The sequence below is a fragment of the Mycobacterium sp. IDUB_19 genome (assembly GCF_055419445.1).
In genome coordinates this window covers 127,809-144,956 of the sequence record NZ_JBVAXR010000012.1, presented here as the reverse complement: position 1 = coordinate 144,956, position 17,148 = coordinate 127,809, and the positions used below count along the sequence as shown (strand labels likewise).

The 17,148-nt window shown below is 67.9% G+C and carries 17 protein-coding genes; 7 read left to right on the top strand and 10 right to left on the bottom strand.

Annotated elements, in window-relative coordinates; all coding sequences use genetic code 11:
* On the bottom strand, positions 1-1,208 hold a 1,208-nt coding region (locus ACZY0B_RS12695), incomplete at its 3' end, for an FAD-binding oxidoreductase (RefSeq protein WP_463764466.1).
* 293 nt (positions 1,209-1,501) lie between these two features.
* Between ACZY0B_RS12695 and ACZY0B_RS12690 the strand changes: the two genes are divergently transcribed.
* Positions 1,502-2,059, top strand: a complete 558-nt coding sequence (locus ACZY0B_RS12690) for a DUF732 domain-containing protein (protein ID WP_463764453.1) — start codon at positions 1,502-1,504, stop codon at positions 2,057-2,059.
* Here ACZY0B_RS12690 and ACZY0B_RS12685 read toward each other — a convergent pair.
* Positions 2,056-2,340 (bottom strand): DUF3017 domain-containing protein, encoded by a 285-nt coding sequence (locus tag ACZY0B_RS12685; RefSeq protein ID WP_463764452.1) that lies wholly within the window; start codon positions 2,338-2,340, stop codon positions 2,056-2,058. The two genes, ACZY0B_RS12690 and ACZY0B_RS12685, sit on opposite strands and share 4 nt — an antisense overlap.
* Positions 2,337-3,182 carry a bifunctional methylenetetrahydrofolate dehydrogenase/methenyltetrahydrofolate cyclohydrolase gene (locus ACZY0B_RS12680; protein ID WP_463764451.1) on the bottom strand — a complete coding sequence of 282 codons (846 nt, stop codon included), beginning with the start codon at positions 3,180-3,182 and terminating at the stop codon, positions 2,337-2,339. Before ACZY0B_RS12680 ends, ACZY0B_RS12685 begins: the two co-directional genes overlap by 4 nt.
* Positions 3,183-3,276: 94 nt before the next feature.
* On the opposite strand from ACZY0B_RS12680, the gene ACZY0B_RS12675 reads away from it, so the two are divergent.
* From ACZY0B_RS12675 to ACZY0B_RS12665, 3 genes are all read left to right on the top strand, one after another.
* On the top strand, positions 3,277-4,491 hold the full coding sequence (locus tag ACZY0B_RS12675; RefSeq protein WP_463764450.1) for an NADH:flavin oxidoreductase: 1,215 nt from the start codon (positions 3,277-3,279) through the stop codon (positions 4,489-4,491).
* A gap of 76 nt (positions 4,492-4,567) precedes the next feature.
* Positions 4,568-7,237: an ATP-binding cassette domain-containing protein gene (locus tag ACZY0B_RS12670; protein ID WP_463764449.1), complete on the top strand. Its 2,670-nt coding sequence runs from the start codon at positions 4,568-4,570 to the stop codon at positions 7,235-7,237.
* Positions 7,238-7,241: 4 nt separating this feature from the next.
* The gene (locus tag ACZY0B_RS12665; protein WP_463764448.1) at positions 7,242-9,677 is read left to right on the top strand and encodes an ATP-binding cassette domain-containing protein; all 2,436 of its coding nucleotides are present in this window, start codon (positions 7,242-7,244) and stop codon (positions 9,675-9,677) included.
* On the opposite strand, the gene ACZY0B_RS12660 is transcribed toward ACZY0B_RS12665, so the two are convergent.
* The 6 genes from ACZY0B_RS12660 to ACZY0B_RS12635 form a co-directional block, all read right to left on the bottom strand.
* On the bottom strand, positions 9,674-10,231 hold the full coding sequence (locus ACZY0B_RS12660) for a pentapeptide repeat-containing protein (RefSeq protein ID WP_463764465.1): 558 nt from the start codon (positions 10,229-10,231) through the stop codon (positions 9,674-9,676). The two genes, ACZY0B_RS12665 and ACZY0B_RS12660, sit on opposite strands and share 4 nt — an antisense overlap.
* A 5-nt stretch (positions 10,232-10,236) precedes the next feature.
* Positions 10,237-10,809 (bottom strand): GTP-binding protein, encoded by a 573-nt coding sequence (locus tag ACZY0B_RS12655; protein WP_463764447.1) that lies wholly within the window; start codon positions 10,807-10,809, stop codon positions 10,237-10,239.
* Positions 10,790-11,164, bottom strand: coding sequence for a DUF742 domain-containing protein (locus ACZY0B_RS12650; RefSeq protein ID WP_463764446.1), 375 nt, complete (start codon positions 11,162-11,164; stop codon positions 10,790-10,792). Before ACZY0B_RS12650 ends, ACZY0B_RS12655 begins: the two co-directional genes overlap by 20 nt.
* A gap of 6 nt (positions 11,165-11,170) precedes the next feature.
* On the bottom strand, positions 11,171-11,572 hold the full coding sequence (locus ACZY0B_RS12645; protein WP_463764445.1) for a serine protease inhibitor: 402 nt from the start codon (positions 11,570-11,572) through the stop codon (positions 11,171-11,173).
* Entirely contained in the window at positions 11,569-14,346 is a 2,778-nt protein-coding gene (locus tag ACZY0B_RS12640) for a sensor histidine kinase (protein WP_463764444.1), read from the bottom strand. Before ACZY0B_RS12640 ends, ACZY0B_RS12645 begins: the two co-directional genes overlap by 4 nt.
* 250 nt (positions 14,347-14,596) lie before the next feature.
* Positions 14,597-15,202, bottom strand: a complete 606-nt coding sequence (locus tag ACZY0B_RS12635; protein WP_463764443.1) for a class I SAM-dependent methyltransferase — start codon at positions 15,200-15,202, stop codon at positions 14,597-14,599.
* A gap of 32 nt (positions 15,203-15,234) precedes the next feature.
* On the opposite strand from ACZY0B_RS12635, the gene ACZY0B_RS12630 reads away from it, so the two are divergent.
* Complete coding sequence (locus ACZY0B_RS12630; RefSeq protein ID WP_463764442.1) at positions 15,235-15,699, top strand: tRNA (cytidine(34)-2'-O)-methyltransferase; 465 nt, start codon at positions 15,235-15,237, stop codon at positions 15,697-15,699.
* 36 nt (positions 15,700-15,735) lie between these two features.
* The gene (locus ACZY0B_RS12625) at positions 15,736-16,062 is read left to right on the top strand and encodes a YciI family protein (RefSeq protein ID WP_463764441.1); all 327 of its coding nucleotides are present in this window, start codon (positions 15,736-15,738) and stop codon (positions 16,060-16,062) included.
* 1 nt (position 16,063) lies between these two features.
* On the opposite strand, the gene ACZY0B_RS12620 is transcribed toward ACZY0B_RS12625, so the two are convergent.
* Complete coding sequence (locus ACZY0B_RS12620) at positions 16,064-16,708, bottom strand: nitroreductase family protein (RefSeq protein ID WP_463764440.1); 645 nt, start codon at positions 16,706-16,708, stop codon at positions 16,064-16,066.
* Positions 16,709-16,730: 22 nt separating this feature from the next.
* Here ACZY0B_RS12620 and ACZY0B_RS12615 point away from each other — a divergent pair, with 22 nt between their 5' ends.
* A complete protein-coding gene (locus ACZY0B_RS12615; protein ID WP_463764439.1) occupies positions 16,731-17,147 on the top strand; it encodes a TIGR03667 family PPOX class F420-dependent oxidoreductase in 417 nt (138 codons plus the stop codon).
* Position 17,148 lies beyond the last annotated feature (1 nt).

Here is a 17,148-nt window from a genome sequence, read left to right as displayed (position 1 = left end):
TGCTTGCGCCACGGGAAGGCCGAATCCCCGGGCGCCACATCGGCGATGGCTCCACCGAGCGGATCGACCAACAACGAAGCCCGCCCGGCCGACGCAGGCCATTGGCCGATCGCGGTGGCAATGGCACGGGCCACAGCCGAATTGATCGTCGTGACCACATCGGATCCGGCCACGAAGCCGCGGGGCGATGACGTCGAGCTGCCCCCGGCCAGATACGTCACCAAGTCCATGCGGTTCATCGTCTTGTTGGTCACCGCGCTGGGCTGCAGGCCGACCGCGGACTTGATCGCGTCGGCCATTCCCGCGGCGCCGCCGGCGGGGCAGGTCGCCAGGATATGGCAGTCGGGCTGGGCAGTGCCGACCGCGAGATCGACCATGGCCCAGGCATTTCGGTCCGCCCCGTCCAGCCAGGACTGCCAGCCGACGAGCACCTGCACGGCCGACGACGGGGCGAACTCGAGCCGGACTAAGTCGGTGTCGCCGGTCGCGAACGTCCCAAAGGTCATCGACGTCGTCACCCCGAAATTGCCGCCACCGCCGCCGCGCAGCGCCCAGAACAGATCCGGATGATCGTTGGGGGATGCGATGACCACATCTCCGCTGGGGAGCACCACCGTGGCCGACTGGAGCGCGTCGCAGGCCAGGCCGGCATGCCGGGAATCGGCTCCTATCCCTCCGCCGAGCGTCAGCCCAGCGACACCGACCGTTGGGCAACTGCCCGTCGGGACGCCGCGACCGGCACTCGCACATGCCTGGTGCACCGCCCACAGATTCGCCGCGGGTGTGGTCGTGACGTTGCCGCCGTCAAGGTTCGCCCCGCCCGGAAGTCCCCGTAGGTCGAGCACCATCGTGGCGTTGGCGCTCGACGCACCGATGTAGGAGTGCCCCCCACCACGCGGTGCGATTTTGAGCTTGTTCGCCGTCGCGAATGCGACCGCCTTCTGGACGTCGGCCTGCGAGGAAACCGTGACGACCGCTGCGGGGCTGGAGTTGTTGTACAACGAGTTGAATACCTGCTTGCTCGAAGCGAATTGGGTACCACTGGCCGGCAGCAGGACACTGCCACCGATGGTGGAGGCCAAGCCATTCCAACTGGCAACGACAGCACCGGGATCCGCGGCAGCACGAGTGGTCCCGAACACCGCGCCCGTCGCCAACATTGAAGCGGCGCCACGAAGAAACGTCTGGCGCGAGATCCCATGGTCCAGGGGACGGCTGCGATTCGTCGTCATAAGGCGGATTCTCAACCATTTCTCACTCGAGAACTCGGTGGTGCGAACCGTGTCAGATCACAGTGTGGCCTCGATTGGCCGGTATTCGATCCGCCTTCGGCTGTAACGATTTCCGCGCCATAACCGATGTCTCAGAAGCGTCGCGCTCATGAAACGCATAGTGTGCAAACCTTGATCTCCCCGTGTCGCAAATGTGACAGCCATAGATCAGTCTTCCTAGAGTGATTTGAGTGCCTTCAGCGCACTCAGCGACAGATGGGGAAGCTGTCATGAAAGCAGTTGCTGCTGCGCAGGGTTCGGTCTGGCCGTTTAGTCATCAACCCCTGGCCATTCGCGTGCTGACCGCGGTCGCCGGCCTGCTCACGCTGGCTGCGGCCTTTGGGGCGCCCCCAGCCGAGGCGGACGCCAACGCCGATGACAGCTTCATCGACGCGTTGAACCACGCCGGCGTCGACTTCGGCCAACCGGGAAACGCGATGGCCGTGGGCGAATCCGTCTGCCCGATGCTGGCCCAGCCCGGCGGCAGCTTCGCCGGAGCGGTGACGAGCATCAGGCGCCAGGGCATGTCCCCGCAGATGGCCCAGATCTTCACGACGATCGCGATTCAGTCGTACTGCCCGCAGGCAATGGCGAACTTGGCCAGCGGCAATATGCCCAACATGCCCGGCGGTGGGATACCGGGGATGCCGGGCGCGGGCATACCGGGAATGCCGGGCGCGGGGATACCGGGTGTGCCTGGAGGCGTGGTGCCCAACCTGCCCGGTGGCGGCGTGCCATACGGTGGCGGCGTGCCGAACCTGCCCCAAATTACGGGCCCGGGGATTTAGCCCGTACCAAGCGGATCGATCGTCCAGGCGATATAGACCATCGCCGCCCCGACCGTCGCGGTCGTCATGAAGTCAATGCCCTTGCTGCGCACCACCAGAAGGCCGGCGCGATCATCGGGCAGCACCAACCGCAACGCCGCGGCGACACCGACGGCGATGCCGATCAGCAGGGAGCCACGACGCCAGAAGTTGGCGCCCACCAACGCGAAAGCCGTAACGAAGATCAGCCCGACCAGCAGGATCGGCCACTGGGCTTTCGCCGCGGTCTTCGCCAAACTCATTGCCGCTCGGCCAACTCGACCACGTTGGTCAGCAGGAACGCTCGGGTCAGCGGGCCGATGCCGCCGGGGTTCGGCGACACATGCCCGGCGACCTCCCACACGTCGGGATGCACGTCGCCGGTGAGCTTGTCGTTCACCCGGCTGACGCCGACGTCGAGCACCGCGGCGCCCGGGCGCACCATGTCGGCGGTCAGCAGATGCCGCACACCCACGGCCGCGACGATGATGTCGGCCTGCTTGGTCAGCGCCGGCAGGTCGCGAGTTCCGGTGTGGCACAACGTGACCGTCGCGTTCTCCGAGCGGCGCGTCAGCAGCAGACCCAAAGGCCGACCGACGGTGACACCCCGGCCGATGACCACCACGTGCGCACCGGCGATCTCGACGTCGTAGCGGCGCAGCAGGTGCACGATGCCGCGCGGCGTGCACGGCAACGGGGCCGGGTTGTTGAGCACCAGCCGGCCCAGGTTCGTCGGGTGCAGCCCGTCGGCGTCCTTGGCCGGGTCGATGCGCTCCAGCGCCGCGTTCTCGTCGAGATGCTTGGGCAGCGGCAACTGCACGATGTATCCGGTGCACTCGGGGTTGGCGTTGAGCTCGTCGATCGTCTCGTTCAGCTTGGCCGTCGAGATGTCGGCGGGCAGATCGCGGCGTATCGAGGTGATGCCCACCTTCGCGCAGTCGGAGTGCTTACCGCGCACGTAGGCCTGAGAGCCCGGATCGTCGCCGACCAGGATCGTGGCCAGGCCGGGCGTACGACCCGCCGCGGTCAGCGCCGCAACCCGTTCCTTGAGGTCGACAAAGATCTCGTCGCGGGTGGCCTTGCCGTCCAGTGTGATTGCGCCCACGGCTCACAGTCTTCCATGGCGGAGGCGGCGCCTCATGACGGCGACCCGCTGCGCCCGGCTTCGCCGCGCTTGCGATCGCCGATAGGCTCCTGACATGCCCGCTGACCAGCCCAGTCCCCCCGACGTATTCAGCCCGGCCAAGCTCGGACCGATAACGTTGCGCAACCGAACCATCAAGTCCGCGACGTTCGAAGCCCGCACGCCCGGCGCGCTGGTGAGCGACGACCTGATCGAGTACCACCGGGCGCCGGCCGCCGGCGGGGTCGGCATGACGACCGTCGCCTATTGCGCCGTCTCACCCGGCGGACGCACCGAGGGCAACGGACTCTGGATGCGCCCCGAGGCGGTGCCCGGGCTGCGCCGGCTCACCGACGCGATCCACACCGAAGGCGCGGCGGTGAGCGCGCAGATCGGCCACGCGGGCCCGGTCGCCAATGCCAAGTCCAACAAGGCCAAGGCCCTGGCGCCGGTGCGGTTTTTCAACCCGATCGGAATGCGCTTCGCCCGCAAGGCGACTCGCGACGACATCGAGGACGTGATCGCCGGGCACGCCAACGCGGCCCGGTTCGCGATGGAAGCCGGCTTCGACGCCGTCGAAATTCATTTGGGCCACAACTATTTTGCGAGTTCGTTCCTGTCCCCGCTGATCAACCGTCGCGACGACGAGTTCGGTGGATCGCTGGAGAACCGGGCCAAGGTCGCCCGCGGGATGGTGATGGCCGTTCGCCGCGCAGTGGACAAGGAGGGCGCGCCAATCGCGGTCACCGCCAAGCTCAACATGGCCGACGGCGTGCGCGGCGGGATCAGCACCGAAGAGTCGCTGACCACCGCGAAGTGGTTGCAGGACGACGGCGGGCTGGACGCGATCGAACTCACCGCCGGCAGCTCGCTGGTCAACCCGATGTATCTCTTCCGCGGCGACGCACCGCTCAAGGAATTCGCCGGTGCCTTCAAGCCGCCGCTGAGCTGGGGCATGCGCATGACGGGCAAGAAGTTCCTGCGCGAATACCCCTACCGCGAGGCGTATCTGCTGCGCGATGCCAAACTGTTCCGCGCCGAGCTGTCGATGCCGCTGATCCTGCTCGGCGGCATCACCAACCGGGACACGATGGACCTCGCAATGGCCGAGGGATTCGAGTTCGTCGCGATGGCCCGGGCGCTGCTGGCCGAGCCGGATCTGATCAACCGACTCGTGGCCGACGGCGCCCAACACAGCGTCCATTCGGCGTGCACACACTGCAATCGCTGCATGCCGACGATCTACAGCCGCACTCACTGCGTCGTCACCGGAGCGCCCGACCGGGTGTGAACGCGCCGGCATAACGGGCCCGACGTGCCGCGATCGCCCAAATGGCGAAACAGCTCCACGAGCTACAGTTGTGGCGATGAATGCACCAGCCCCGCCGGCGTTGACCGTCCGGCATGACGGGTCGGAACGCACTTTCGCAGCAGGTCACGACGTGGTGGTCGGGCGCGATCTCCGGGCCGACATGCGCATCACGCACCCCCTGATTTCACGCGCCCATCTGTTGCTGCGCTTCGACCAGGGGCGGTGGCTGGCGATCGACAACAGTTCGCTCAACGGCACTTTCGCGAACGGTAGGCGAGTGCCGGTCGTCGACATCCATGACGGGCAGAGCGTCAACATCGGAAACCCGGACGGACCATTGCTGACGTTCGAGGTCGGGCGCCACCAGGGCATGGCCGGGCGCCCGCCGCGGACCGAGTCGATGGGCATCCCGCTGGCGGCTGCGGCCTCCGGAACGGCGTGGCCTTCGTCGCAGGCGTCGGGGCAGCCGGGTCATCCGCTCGCCGCTCCACCCGGACCGCCGGGCCGCCAGGCCAACTGGGGGGCGCCACCCCCGGCGCGACCGCATCCCGGCGCGCCCGGCCAGCGGCCGGTACCGCCGGGGCAACCCGTGTATCCGACTTCGATGGCGCGGCCGCCCGCGTATCCCCCCGGCGCCCCGCCGAACTATCCCCCGCCGCAGATGTCCGGTGTGGCGCCCATGTCCGCCGCACCGAAGACCCAGATGTCCCCCGTGGCCGAAGTCAAAGCGCCAGAGGTGAGCAACCTGGCGACCAAGATGTTCCAGGCGTTGTTGCCATCCCGGTCGGGCGCGATCCAACAACCGGCGGGTGCGCAAACGATCGGCCGGTCCACCGACAACGACATCGTCATCCAGGACGTCCTGGCATCGCGCCATCACGCGTTCTTGATCCAGACACCGCTCGGCACCGAGATCCGCGACGCGCACAGCGTCAACGGAACCTTCGTCAACGGCGTCCGCGTCGGCTCCGCAGTGCTGACCGAGGGCGACGTCGTCACGATCGGAAACGTCGACCTCGTCTTCAGCCGCGACACCCTGGTCCGGCGCACCGAGGCCGCGACGCGCACCGGCGGCCTCGAGGTGAACTCGGTGTGCTTTACCGTCGACGGCGGCAAGCAACTGCTCGATCACATCTCGTTGACCGCCCGTCCCGGGACGCTGACGGCCATCATCGGTGGGTCCGGCGCCGGCAAGACCACGCTGTCGCGGCTGATCGCCGGATACACCAGCCCCAGCTCCGGCACGGTGACCTTCGAGGGCCACAACATCCACACCGAGTACGCCTCGCTGCGCAGCAGGATCGGGATGGTCCCCCAGGACGACGTCGTGCACCGCCAGCTGACCGTCAACCAGGCGCTGGGTTACGCCGCCGAGCTGCGGCTGCCACCCGACACCAGCAAGGCCGACCGCGAGCAGGTCGTCGCCCAGGTGCTCGAGGAGCTCGAGCTGACCAAACATGCCGACACCCGCGTCGACAAGCTGTCGGGCGGTCAGCGCAAACGCGCTTCGGTGGCCCTGGAACTGCTCACCGGGCCGTCGCTGCTGCTCCTCGACGAACCCACCACCGGCCTGGACCCGGCGCTGGACCGTCAGGTGATGATGATGCTGCGCCAGCTCGCCGACGCCGGCCGCGTGGTGCTGGTGGTCACCCACTCGGTGTCCTACCTCGACGTCTGCGATCAGCTGCTGCTGGTTGCGCCGGGCGGCAAGACGGCGTTCCTCGGCCCGCCCAGCCAGATCGGCGCGGCGATGGGAACCACCAACTGGGCCGACATCTTCGCCAAGGTGGGCGCCGACCCCGACGAGGCCAACCGCCGCTTCCGCGAGGAAAACCAGCAGCACCTGCCGCAGAGACCGGCCGAACACAGCCCGGCCGCCGACTTGGGCGAACCGGTACACGCCGACGTGCGCCGCCAGTTCTCCACGATCGCGCGCCGCCAGATACGGCTGGTCATCTCCGACCGCGGCTACACGGTGTTCCTGGCGCTGTTGCCCTTCCTGATCGGCATCCTGACCCTCACCGTTCGCGGCAAGAGCGGATACGGGATGTCGGACCCGTTGGGCAACAATCCCGCTCAGCCCGACCAGATCCTGGTCATGCTCAATGTCGGCGCGGTGTTCATGGGAACCGCGCTGACGATCCGCGACCTGATCGGTGAGCGACCCATCTTCCGCCGCGAACAGGCGGTCGGCCTATCGACGGGCGCCTATATCGGCGCCAAAATCGTGGTCTTCTCGACGTTCGCGATCGTTCAGGCCGCGATTGCCACGGCCATCTCCCTGATCGGCTGGGGCACACCGATCTCCAAAGCGGTGATCCTGGGCAACGTCGACTTCGAACTGTTCGTCACCGTCGCCGCGACGTGTGTGGGTGCGGCCCTGCTCGGAATGGCGCTCTCCGCGCTGGCCCAATCGCAAGACCAGATCATGCCGATGCTGGTGGTGTCGATCATGAGCCAGCTGGTGTTCTCCGGCGGCATGATCTGGGTGACCGACCGGCTCGTGCTCGACCAGTTGTCGTGGGCCACGCCGGCCCGTTGGGGTTTCGCGGCGTCGGCGTCGACGATCGACACCCACCGCCTGATACCGGGTCCGACCGACCCGAAAGACCAGCACTGGAATCACACCAAGAGTGCATGGCTGTTCGATATGGCCATGCTGGGACTCCTGTGCATAAGCTATAGCGCGATCGTGTGGTGGAAAATCCGGCTGAAACGACGCTGAACTGATGAATAGCCCTGCGCAACCGGTACTGACCGTTCGGACCAGCCGATCGGAGGTCAGTTTCGCGCCCGGGGGCGACGTCATTGTCGGCAGCGACGTGCGCGCCGACCTACGCGTGGCGCATCCACTGGTTACCCGCGCGCACCTGTTGCTGCGCTTCGATCACGGCAGGTGGGTTGCGGTCGACAACAATTCACGCAACGGCACCTTCGTCGACGGCCGCCGGGTACCGATGGTCGACATCCGAGACGGCCAGGCCGTCAACCTCGGCGCCCCCGATGGCCCGCGGATCGTCTTCGCCGTCGGCCATCACCGGGGTGCGGTCGGTGTACTGCCGCCCACGTCGCTCGCGGTCCCGACCATCCGGCCGCCCGACGCATTGCACGCAACCGCCGTGCCGATCGTCGCTCCCAACGTGCCGACCCAGGCCGTCCCGAACGATGCGACCCGGGTCGCCCAACCCGTGGGCGCCGACATGTCGCAGTCTCCGACCAGGAGGGTGAAGGTCGTCGGGCCCGAATCGGCCGGGAAGGCGGGGACCGCGGGCACGGCCTGGATCGGTCGCGCGCTCGACAACGACATCGTCATCCACGACGTGTTGGCGTCGCGCCAACACGCTTTCATGGAGGCGACACCGGCCGGAATCGAGATCCGCGACGCGAACAGCATCAACGGGACGTTCGTCAACGGGCTGCGGGTCGGGTCGGCACTGCTGACCGAGGGCGACGTGGTCACGATCGGCAACGTCGACCTGGTGTTCACCGCCGGCATGCTGGCCCGCCGCCTGGAAGCGGCGACGAGCACCGGTGGCCTGGAGGTGCGTGACGTCGGCTTCGCGATCAGCGGCAAGGATCTGCTGCAGCAGATCTCGATGACGGCCAGGCCCGGCACGCTGACCGCCATCATCGGCGGGTCCGGTGCCGGGAAGTCGACGCTGTCGCGGTTGGTCGCCGGATACACCACTCCCACGGCCGGCGCGGTCACCTTCGAGGGCCACAACATCCACACCTCCTACGCCTCGCTGCGCAGCAGGATCGGGATGGTGCCGCAGGACGACGTGGTACACCGCCAGCTGACCGTCAACCAGGCACTGGGTTATGCGGCCGAACTGCGGCTGCCGCCCGATACCAGCAAGGCCGACCGCGACCAGGTTGTCGCTCAGGTGCTCGACGAACTGGGACTGACCGAGCATGCCGAGACCCGGGTCGACAAGCTCTCCGGCGGTCAGCGCAAGCGTGCCTCGGTTGCCCTCGAGTTGCTGACCGGGCCGTCCCTGCTGATCCTCGACGAGCCGACCTCGGGGCTGGACCCGGCGCTGGACCTGCAGGTCATGACGATGCTGCGGCAGCTCGCCGACGCCGGCCGTGTCGTGCTGGTCGTCACGCACTCGCTGACCTATCTCGACGTCTGCGACCAGGTGCTGTTGATGGCACCCGGCGGCAAGATCGCGTTCCTGGGCGCACCCGGCCAGATCGGGGATGCGATGGGCACCTCGAACTGGGCCCAGATCTTCGCGAAGGTCGGCGCCGACCCCGACGAGGCCAACCGCCGCTTCCTGGAACGACAGGAACACGCGCTACCGACCCGGGCGGAGACGCCGGCCGATCTGGGGGCCCCGTCGCGCAGCAGCATGCTGCACCAGTTCTCCACGATCGCGCGGCGCCAGATCCGGTTGATCATCTCCGACCGCGCCTACTTCGCCTTCCTGGCGTTGTTGCCGTTCATTCTGGGTGCGCTGTCGTTGACCGTTCCCGGCAACACCGGGTTCGGCGTAGCCGACCCGGCCAGTGAGACGCCCGACGAAGCCGCCCAGATCCTGACCCTGCTGTCGATCGCCGCCGTCTTCATGGGTACCGCGCTGACGATCCGGGATCTGATCGGCGAGCGTGCCATCTTCCAACGCGAGCAGGCCGTCGGCCTGTCCACCGGGGCCTACCTGAGCGCAAAGATCACCGTGTTCTGCGCGTTCGCCATCATGCAGGCGGCGATCGCGACGGGCATCGTGCTACTGGGCAAGGGCGCACCCAAGCAGCCGGCGCTATTGCTCGGCAATGCGAGCCTGGAGCTGTTCGTCACCGTCGCCGCAACATGCGTGGCATCGGCGATTCTCGGCTTGGTGCTGTCGTCGATCGCCCGCTCCAACGAACAGATCATGCCGCTGCTGGTGGTGTCGCTGATGCTGCAGCTGGTGCTTGCCGGGGGCATGGTTCCGGTGACGGGCCGGCTCTTCCTCGACCAAATTTCCTGGCTGATGCCGTCGCGCTGGGGCTACGCGGCATCGGCGTCCACGGTCAATCTGCGGGTGCTGGTACCGATCGGCCCCAAGGACAGCCACTGGGTACACAAGGACAGCGCGTGGCTGCTCGACATGGGCATGCTCGGCGCACTGTCGGTGATCTACTCCGTCATCGTGTGGTGGCGCATCCGGCTGCGGCGCTAATCGGATTTGGCGTCCAGGCGCAGCCCGTGCGCCAGCGCGAACGCCATGGCCTGGCCGACGTCCACCCGCACACCCGCCAGCGTGGCAGTTCGCCACAGCGCCGGATCCGCCGTCGCGCCGCGTAAGTCCGCGTCGTCGAGCCGGGTGCCGGTGGTCCGCGCACCGGTGAGATCGGCGCCGCGCAACACGGCCTTGCGCAGGTCGGTCTCCACCAGACTGGCCTCCCGCAGCCGGCAGCCGCTCAGGTCGACACCCCGCAGGTCGTTGCCGCCGAGCACCGCGAGGGTGAAGTCGACCTCGTCGAACGTAATTGGCCGCAGCCGGCATTGCACGAACACCGATCCCAGCATGCTGCACTGTGCAAATGTGCTGTGCCACAGCGTTGTTCGCTCAAATCTGCAGTTTCGGAAGGCGGATCCGCTGTGCGAAGACTCGGCCAGGTTGACGCCACTGAAATTGCATTCGTCGAACACGACCCGTTCGGTGCGCAACCCGCTGAGATCATCGTCGGTGAAATCACGGCCGGCGAACTCGCGATCGACCCAGTGCTGCAACGCCGTCAAGCCGTCAGGCTCTGCAGCGCGTATTCGCTCACCGCGATCAGTGCATCGGTCGCCGACCTGCGGTCCCTGGCATCGACGTTGATCACCGGAATGTGGGCCGGCAGGGCCAGCGCTTCGCGTACCGCACTAACGGGATAGCTTGGCGCACCGTCGAATTGGTTGACCGCGACCAGGAACGGCAGGTTGCGGTGCTCGAAGAAGTCGACCGCGGCAAAGCTGTCCTGCAGGCGGCGACAGTCGACCAGGACGATCGCGCCGATGGCGCCGCGCACCAGGTCATCCCACATGAACCAGAACCGCCGCTGGCCAGGAGTGCCGAACAGATAGAGCACCAGGTCCCGGGCCAGCGTGATCCGGCCGAAGTCCATCGCCACGGTGGTCGTCCGCTTATGCGGCGTGGCCTCAAGCATGTCGAGGCCGGCCGAGGCGTCGGTGACGATCTCCTCGGTGCGCAGCGGCATGATTTCCGAGACGGCCCCGACGAACGTGGTCTTGCCGGCGCCGAAGCCGCCCGCGACGACGATCTTCGTCGAGGCGGTGGCGCCGGAGTCAGAGTGCTTTAAGGCCACGCAGGGTCCTTCCTATGAGTTCGTGGCGCTCGTCAGGGGTCGACTGCTCGGTCAACGTTCTATGCACCCGAAGGTAACCGGACAGGACCAGATCACCGACCAGAACGCGCGTGACGCCGACCGGCAGGTTCAGCCGGGCGGAGATCTCCGCGACGGACGGGCTGTCGACGCACAGTTGGATGATCTTGCCTCTCGCATCGTCGGCCGACCACCTGTGGGCCTGCCCAGCCTGCAACGTCTGAACCGGCGCTTCCAGCGGCAGGTCGACGCCTGGGTCGGTCCGCCCGGCCGTCAGGGTGTACGGCCGGACCAGGTTCGCCTCACGTGAGGACGGCCCGGATTCGCGTTTGTCCATCGCGGCTCACGAGTGCCTAGCAGAACGGCGGGTGGACTGCACGACGCCGCCCACTCGTTCGACAAGGATGGCCATCTCGTATCCGATCTGCCCGATATCGCACGACGTCTCGGCCAGCGTCGCCAGGTGCGACCCATCGCCGACGCGCATCAACAACAGATATCCGTTCTGCATCTCGACCACCGATTGCAGCACCTGCCCACCCTCGAACAGCTGCGCGGCGCCGGTCGCGAGGCTGGCCAGCCCGGACGCCACCGCGGCCAGCTGATCGGCTCGTTCGCGGGGCAGCGCCTCGCTGGCGGCGATGGGCAGACCGTCGACGGATACCAGCAGCGCATGGGCCACCCCGGGGACCTCGCGGGCGAACTTCGTCACCAGCCAGTCCAGTGGGCTGCCGGGAGACGTCATTCCTCATCGGGTCCTTGGCTCGAGTGGCGGGCGTGCGACCGTCCGCTGCGCACACCGTCGAAATGGCTGCTGAACGAGGCGCGAACCGCCTCGGGATCGCGGGCCGCGTGGAGTCCGCCGTTCGATCCTACGAGGGATTCTTCGTCGTCCTGGCTTCGGTGCTGCTGGTCGGGGGTACCGACACCGTTGGCCGCGCCGGGCACCAGCCGCGCCCCGGGCGTGCGCACCGGCAGGCCGTGGTCGACGGTGCGCTCCTCGACGGGCTTGTCCTCGGCCTCGGCGGCCATCGACCAGCCGCGGTCCCATACCGATTGCCAATCCAAGTCCGGGCTGTTGACCAGGTCGTGCGGGTCACCCAGCATCTCGGAGAGCATCCGCCGGTAGATCACGTCGTCCTTCGATGCGCCGGGGGCGGCGTTGGCGCGCTTGGCGACCGGGGTACTCGGGACAGCCGGGGTGGTTGGCCGAGTGCCGGTCCCTCGCGACCGCGCGGCGAAGAATGCCGAGGTGTCCGACACCGTCGGGGTCGGCTTGGGGGCTTGCGGCGGCGCCGGCCTGGGTTGTTGCTGGTTCTCGTTCTCCCACCAGGGCGTGGCCAGCTCGCGCCGGCGCTGGGGGGGTTGCTGCGCGGCGGGCGGAACGGGCACCTCGGTGATGCCGCTGGAGCCCGGGCTGCGGCGGGGCAACAACGAGATCGGTGGCGCCTCGTCGGAGCCGTTGTTGGTCGCGCCGGACCGTTGACGCCCCGCGCCGTTGACGCCGTCGGGCGCGGGCATCGCGCTGGCCAGCTTGGCGCTCGGCGACGAGACCGCCCGGATCCGCTCGCGCGGCGCCGCCGAGATCTCGGCCGCGCCGCCGTGGAAGCCCTGCAGCACCGCCGGTGGCAGGTAGACCTCGGCGGTCGTACCGGTGCCCGCCTCGTCCGGTGCCGGACCACGCAGCCCCACCCGGATACCGTGCCGGGCGGCGATCCGGCCGACCACGAAAAGCCCCATGTGGCGGGCATTGTCGGGGGTGACCTCGCCGCCGTCCTGCAGCCGCATGTTGGCCATCCGCCGATCGGCGTCGTTCATGCCCAAGCCGGAATCGGCGATCCGCAGCACCACGCCGCCATCGCCGCCCCGCGCCGCGGAAACCCGGGCGTAGGTCGACGGCGGCGAGTAGCGCAGGGCATTGTCGATCAGCTCGGCGAACAGGTGGATGGCCCCGCCTGCGGCCGCGCCGATCAACATGCAGTCGGGCAGCTCGGCCATTTCGACCCGGCGGTAGTCCTCGACCTCGGAGACTGCCGCGCTGATCACGGTCGACAGTCCGACCGGCTCGCGCTGGTCGCGGGCCAGCTGGGCACCGGCGAGCACCAGCAGGTTGGCGCTGTTACGGCGCAACCGGGCGGCCAGGTGATCCAGCCGGAACAAGCTGTCGAGGCGATCGGGATCCTCTTCGTTGCGCTCCAGGCGGTCGATCAGCGACAGCTGCTGATCGACCAGTGACCGGCTGCGCCGCGACATGGTCTCGAACATGTCGTTGACCAGCAATCGCAGCCGCGCCTCGTCTCCGGCCAGCAGCAGGGCCTGGGCGTGCAGTTCATCCACCGCGTGGGCGACCTGGCCGATTTCCTCGGTGGTGTACACCGGCAACGGAACCGGAATTGGCTCGGCTCCACCGGCTTTGACGTGGGCGACCTCCTCTTCGAGGTCGGTGTGGGCGACCTTGAGCGCACCGTCGCGCAGCACCCGCAGCGGCACCACCAGGGCGCGCGCCATCAGCAATACGATGATCAGCGCGATCACGATGGCGGCCAGCACCAGCACGCCGTCGACGATCGCGGCGTTGCGCCGATCGGTGGCCTGGGCTTGCACCGACTTCGTCACCGACGCGGTGGCGTCCGTGATGACCTGTTCGGCGATCGTGTCGGTGGTCTGAATCGAGCGCAGCAGGTCCGGATTGTCGACGAGCACGCTGGCCGGATCGGACATGATCGCCATCCGGGTCACCATCTGCTGCTGCAGCGTCTTGGCGTCGGGCGAGCCCACGCCGAGCACCTGGCTCATCCCGAACAGCGTCGACGGCTCGGTGCCGGCCAGGGTGATCATCGAGGTGCGCAACTGCGGCTCGGGCAGGTCGGCACCACGGGTCACCAGGATCTCTTGCATCGTCATCTGGCCGCGGGCCCCGACTGCGCGGCTCAAACCCTGTGCCTCGGCGCGGATCTGCTCGTCGTCCACGCGCACCGACGCGTTGATGACGTCCTCGGCCGTCAACAGCAGCGGCGCATAGGTGGTCACCCGGTCCCGCAAACCAATGCTGTTGTCGGCCACCTTGTCCAGTAACGATTGGCCACCGTTCAGCAGGGTGCTGACCCCAGACTGAACGTCGGGCGTCACGTCGGTGTCGGAGAGCCGCGTCTGCAGTTCGCCCTTGCGGGCGTCGTAGTTCTTCTTCGCGCCGTCGACGTCGCGCCCGGTGGAACTCGCCAACAACGCGACATCCAACGCCGACATGTATTTGGTGAGCGCCGGCAGCAAGTCGGCGCGGGCGGCGGCCAGCCGTAGACCGCTGGAGCTCGACATTGCGGTGTTGACCCGCAGCCCGCCGAAAACCGCGGCCAGGATCAGCGGGACCAGCACGATCGCCAGCACCTTCCACCGGACCGGCCAGTTGCTCAGCGACCAGGTCGGCGGGCGTTTCGCCGGGGCCGCCGGGGTGGCGGGGACTTCGGCGAACTCGGTGGGCGCCGCCTCGACCGGGGTGGCCGGGCGGTTGAACATGGTCATGTGCTTGCGGCGGCGCGACCGGACGCTGCGCTCACACTGCGTGTCGAATGAAACGAGAGGCTCATGAACTTCCTGCTTTTATTCCGCTCCCCCCGCGCCGAGACGCGCGAGCGGTAAACGCGTGGCAATTCGACGAGTATGACAGCCCGCGGCCCGGGTCACCAGAATCGTTACTGAGCAGACAGCACCCCTCAAGGTGCGCCGGTACGCCGGCGCGCGACTTTGGCAAACAGGCCGCGGCGCCGAATGCCTAGGCGGGCCGAAGGATTGCGACGAGAAAGTCGGAGTCCTCGGCGAACGGCCGCAGGTCCCAGGTGGAGAGCAACAGGTCGGGCGCGAATCCCACGGCCGCGGCGTCGGCGAGAAATTCGGCGAATTCATAGTCGCGGCCGGCGCCGAAGCCGATGACGGCTCGACCGTCGTCGGCCACGTGGGCACGCAGCCGGCCCAGCACCTGGGCCCGGGTGCTCGGGGCAAGGAACGCCATGACGTTGCCGGCGGACACGATGACGTCGAACGGTTCAGCGATGCCGCGTGCGGGCAAGTCCAGCTCGGCGAGGTCGCCGACGAGCCAGCGCGGGCCGGGATAGTCCTGCTCGGCCGCGGCGATGAGCGCCGGGTCGACGTCGACTCCGACCACGTCGTGACCGACCGTGGCCAGATAGCCGCCCAACCGGCCGGGGCCGCAGCCGGCATCGAGGATGCGGGCGCCGCGGGGCGCCATCGCGTCCACCAAGCGGGCCTCGCCGGCCAGATCGTCACCGGCGCGGGCCATGGCGCGGAAGCGCTCGATATACCAGTCCGAATGTCCCGGATCGGCAGCGACCTTCTGCATCCAGATGCTCGGCTCGACCATGGCTGCATTATCGCCCGTGTGAGGATGGCGTTGTGTTCCGGCTGATGTTCTACTCGCCGCGCATCGCGCCGAATACGGGCAACGCCATCCGGACGGCCGCGGCCACCGGCGCCGAATTGCATCTGGTTGAGCCGATGGGCTTCGACCTGTCCGAACCCAAGGTGCGCCGCGCCGGATTGGACTATCACGACCTGGCTTCGGTGACGGTGCACCCGACGCTGCAGGCCGCGTGGGATGCGCTGATGCCGGCGCGGGTGATGGCGTTCACCGCGCACGCGTCGACGTCGTACGCCGACATCGCCTACCAGCCCGGCGACGTGTTGATGTTCGGCCCCGAGCCCGATGGGCTGGACGCGGAAGTCCTGGCCGACAGCCACATCACCCGGCAGGTGCGCATTCCGATGCTGGCGGGCCGGCGTTCATTGAACCTGTCCAACGCCGCGGCGATCGCGATCTACGAGGCCTGGCGGCAGCACGGCTATTCGGGGGCGACGTAGCGATGAGTCCTGGGCCGAGCGCGAGTCGGTATTGACATGCCTACCTTCATCACGATCGGTTACGGCGACGAGGCCGGGTACCGCAGCGTCAGCGACGAGTGCAGACAAGCCGCGCATGCCCGCGACGAGGAACTCAGCTCGTCCGGCGCGCTCGTCGGCCGCGCTCAAGACCCCGTCCAGGTGCGCAATCCGGACGGCGCCGGGGTGTCGATCGAGCCGGGCGCCTTCCTTCGATCGACGTTGCCGATCGCGGGGTTCGCCGTGATCGAGGCCGAGGATCTCGACGCGGCGATCGAGCGGGTGAGCCAGACCCCGTGTGCGGTCGCGCACGGGGTCGTCGAGGTGTGGCCCGTAGAGCCCTGAGTTACCAGTTGTTCCAGTGCGTCAGGGTCTCGGCCGGCAGTCGCTTGGCCGGGCGGAAGTCGGTGCCCTTGGTGTAGGCGATCGGGAACAGCCCGCCCTGGCTGAACCGCTCGTAGGGAATGCCGAGCACCTCGGCGGCCTTGCGCTCGCCGTCGCCGAGCAGGTGCAGAGTCGTCCAGCAGGAGCCCAGCCCGCGGGAGCGCAGCGCCAGGCAGAAGCTCCACACCGCGGGGAACAGCGACGCCCAGAACGAGACGCCACCCAACGGCGTCTTGTCCTCGCGGCCTTGGATACACGGGATCATCAGCACCGGCGCCTCGTGCATGTGCTCGGCGAGATACATCGCGGAATCTACGACCTTGCCCATCCGCTCACCGCGGGTGTCGCCCTCGGGGTACTCGCGCTTCGGCGCGCTGAGGTAGTCCCGGGCGTGCGACAGATAGATGTCGCCGATGGCCTTCTTCTTGTCGGCGTCCTCGACGAACACCCACTGCCAGCCCTGCGCGTTGGAGCCGGTGGGCGCCTGCAACGCGAGCTCCAGGCAGCCCATCAGCACGTCACGGGGCACCGGCTTGTCGAAGTCGAGGCGTTTGCGCACCGAGCGGGTGGTGGTGAGAAGTTCGTCGACGGACAAGTTCAGAGTCATGCTTGGAGGCTACATTCGGCTGATGAGCATCGAACTGACACAAGAGATTTCCAGCAGGCTCACGACGGACAACTTCGGGTGGCTGACCACCGTCGCCAAATCGGGTCAGCCGGTGCCCCGGCTGGTGTGGTTCTACTTCGACGGCACCAAGCTGACGGTGTACTCCATGCCGCAGGCGGCCAAGGTCGCCCACATCAAGGCGCACCCTCAAGTGAGCCTGAACCTGGATTCGGACGGTAGCGGTGGCGGCATCATCGCCGTCGGTGGGACCGCGACGATCGACGCGACCGACGTGAATTGCCGGGACGACGGACCCTACTGGGCGAAGTACGGAGAGCTCGCCAAGGAATTGGAGTCGGCTGAGGGGATATCGATGGACCCGTTCAGCACTCGGTTGGCGATCACCCCGACCCGGGTCTGGACGACGCCGACGGGCTAGG

Coding starts and splice junctions, on each gene's coding strand:
- ACZY0B_RS12690 (WP_463764453.1), top strand. CDS start 1,502: ATGAAAGCAGTTGCTGCTGCGCAGGGTTCGGTCTGGCCGTTTAGTCAT.
- ACZY0B_RS12645 (WP_463764445.1), bottom strand. CDS start 11,572: ATGACGTCTCCCGGCAGCCCACTGGACTGGCTGGTGACGAAGTTCGCC.
- ACZY0B_RS12635 (WP_463764443.1), bottom strand. CDS start 15,202: ATGGTCGAGCCGAGCATCTGGATGCAGAAGGTCGCTGCCGATCCGGGA.
- ACZY0B_RS12675 (WP_463764450.1), top strand. CDS start 3,277: ATGCCCGCTGACCAGCCCAGTCCCCCCGACGTATTCAGCCCGGCCAAG.
- ACZY0B_RS12685 (WP_463764452.1), bottom strand. CDS start 2,340: ATGAGTTTGGCGAAGACCGCGGCGAAAGCCCAGTGGCCGATCCTGCTG.
- ACZY0B_RS12670 (WP_463764449.1), top strand. CDS start 4,568: ATGAATGCACCAGCCCCGCCGGCGTTGACCGTCCGGCATGACGGGTCG.
- ACZY0B_RS12625 (WP_463764441.1), top strand. CDS start 15,736: ATGCCTACCTTCATCACGATCGGTTACGGCGACGAGGCCGGGTACCGC.
- ACZY0B_RS12615 (WP_463764439.1), top strand. CDS start 16,731: ATGAGCATCGAACTGACACAAGAGATTTCCAGCAGGCTCACGACGGAC.
- ACZY0B_RS12650 (WP_463764446.1), bottom strand. CDS start 11,164: ATGGACAAACGCGAATCCGGGCCGTCCTCACGTGAGGCGAACCTGGTC.
- ACZY0B_RS12620 (WP_463764440.1), bottom strand. CDS start 16,708: ATGACTCTGAACTTGTCCGTCGACGAACTTCTCACCACCACCCGCTCG.
- ACZY0B_RS12640 (WP_463764444.1), bottom strand. CDS start 14,346: ATGACCATGTTCAACCGCCCGGCCACCCCGGTCGAGGCGGCGCCCACC.
- ACZY0B_RS12665 (WP_463764448.1), top strand. CDS start 7,242: ATGAATAGCCCTGCGCAACCGGTACTGACCGTTCGGACCAGCCGATCG.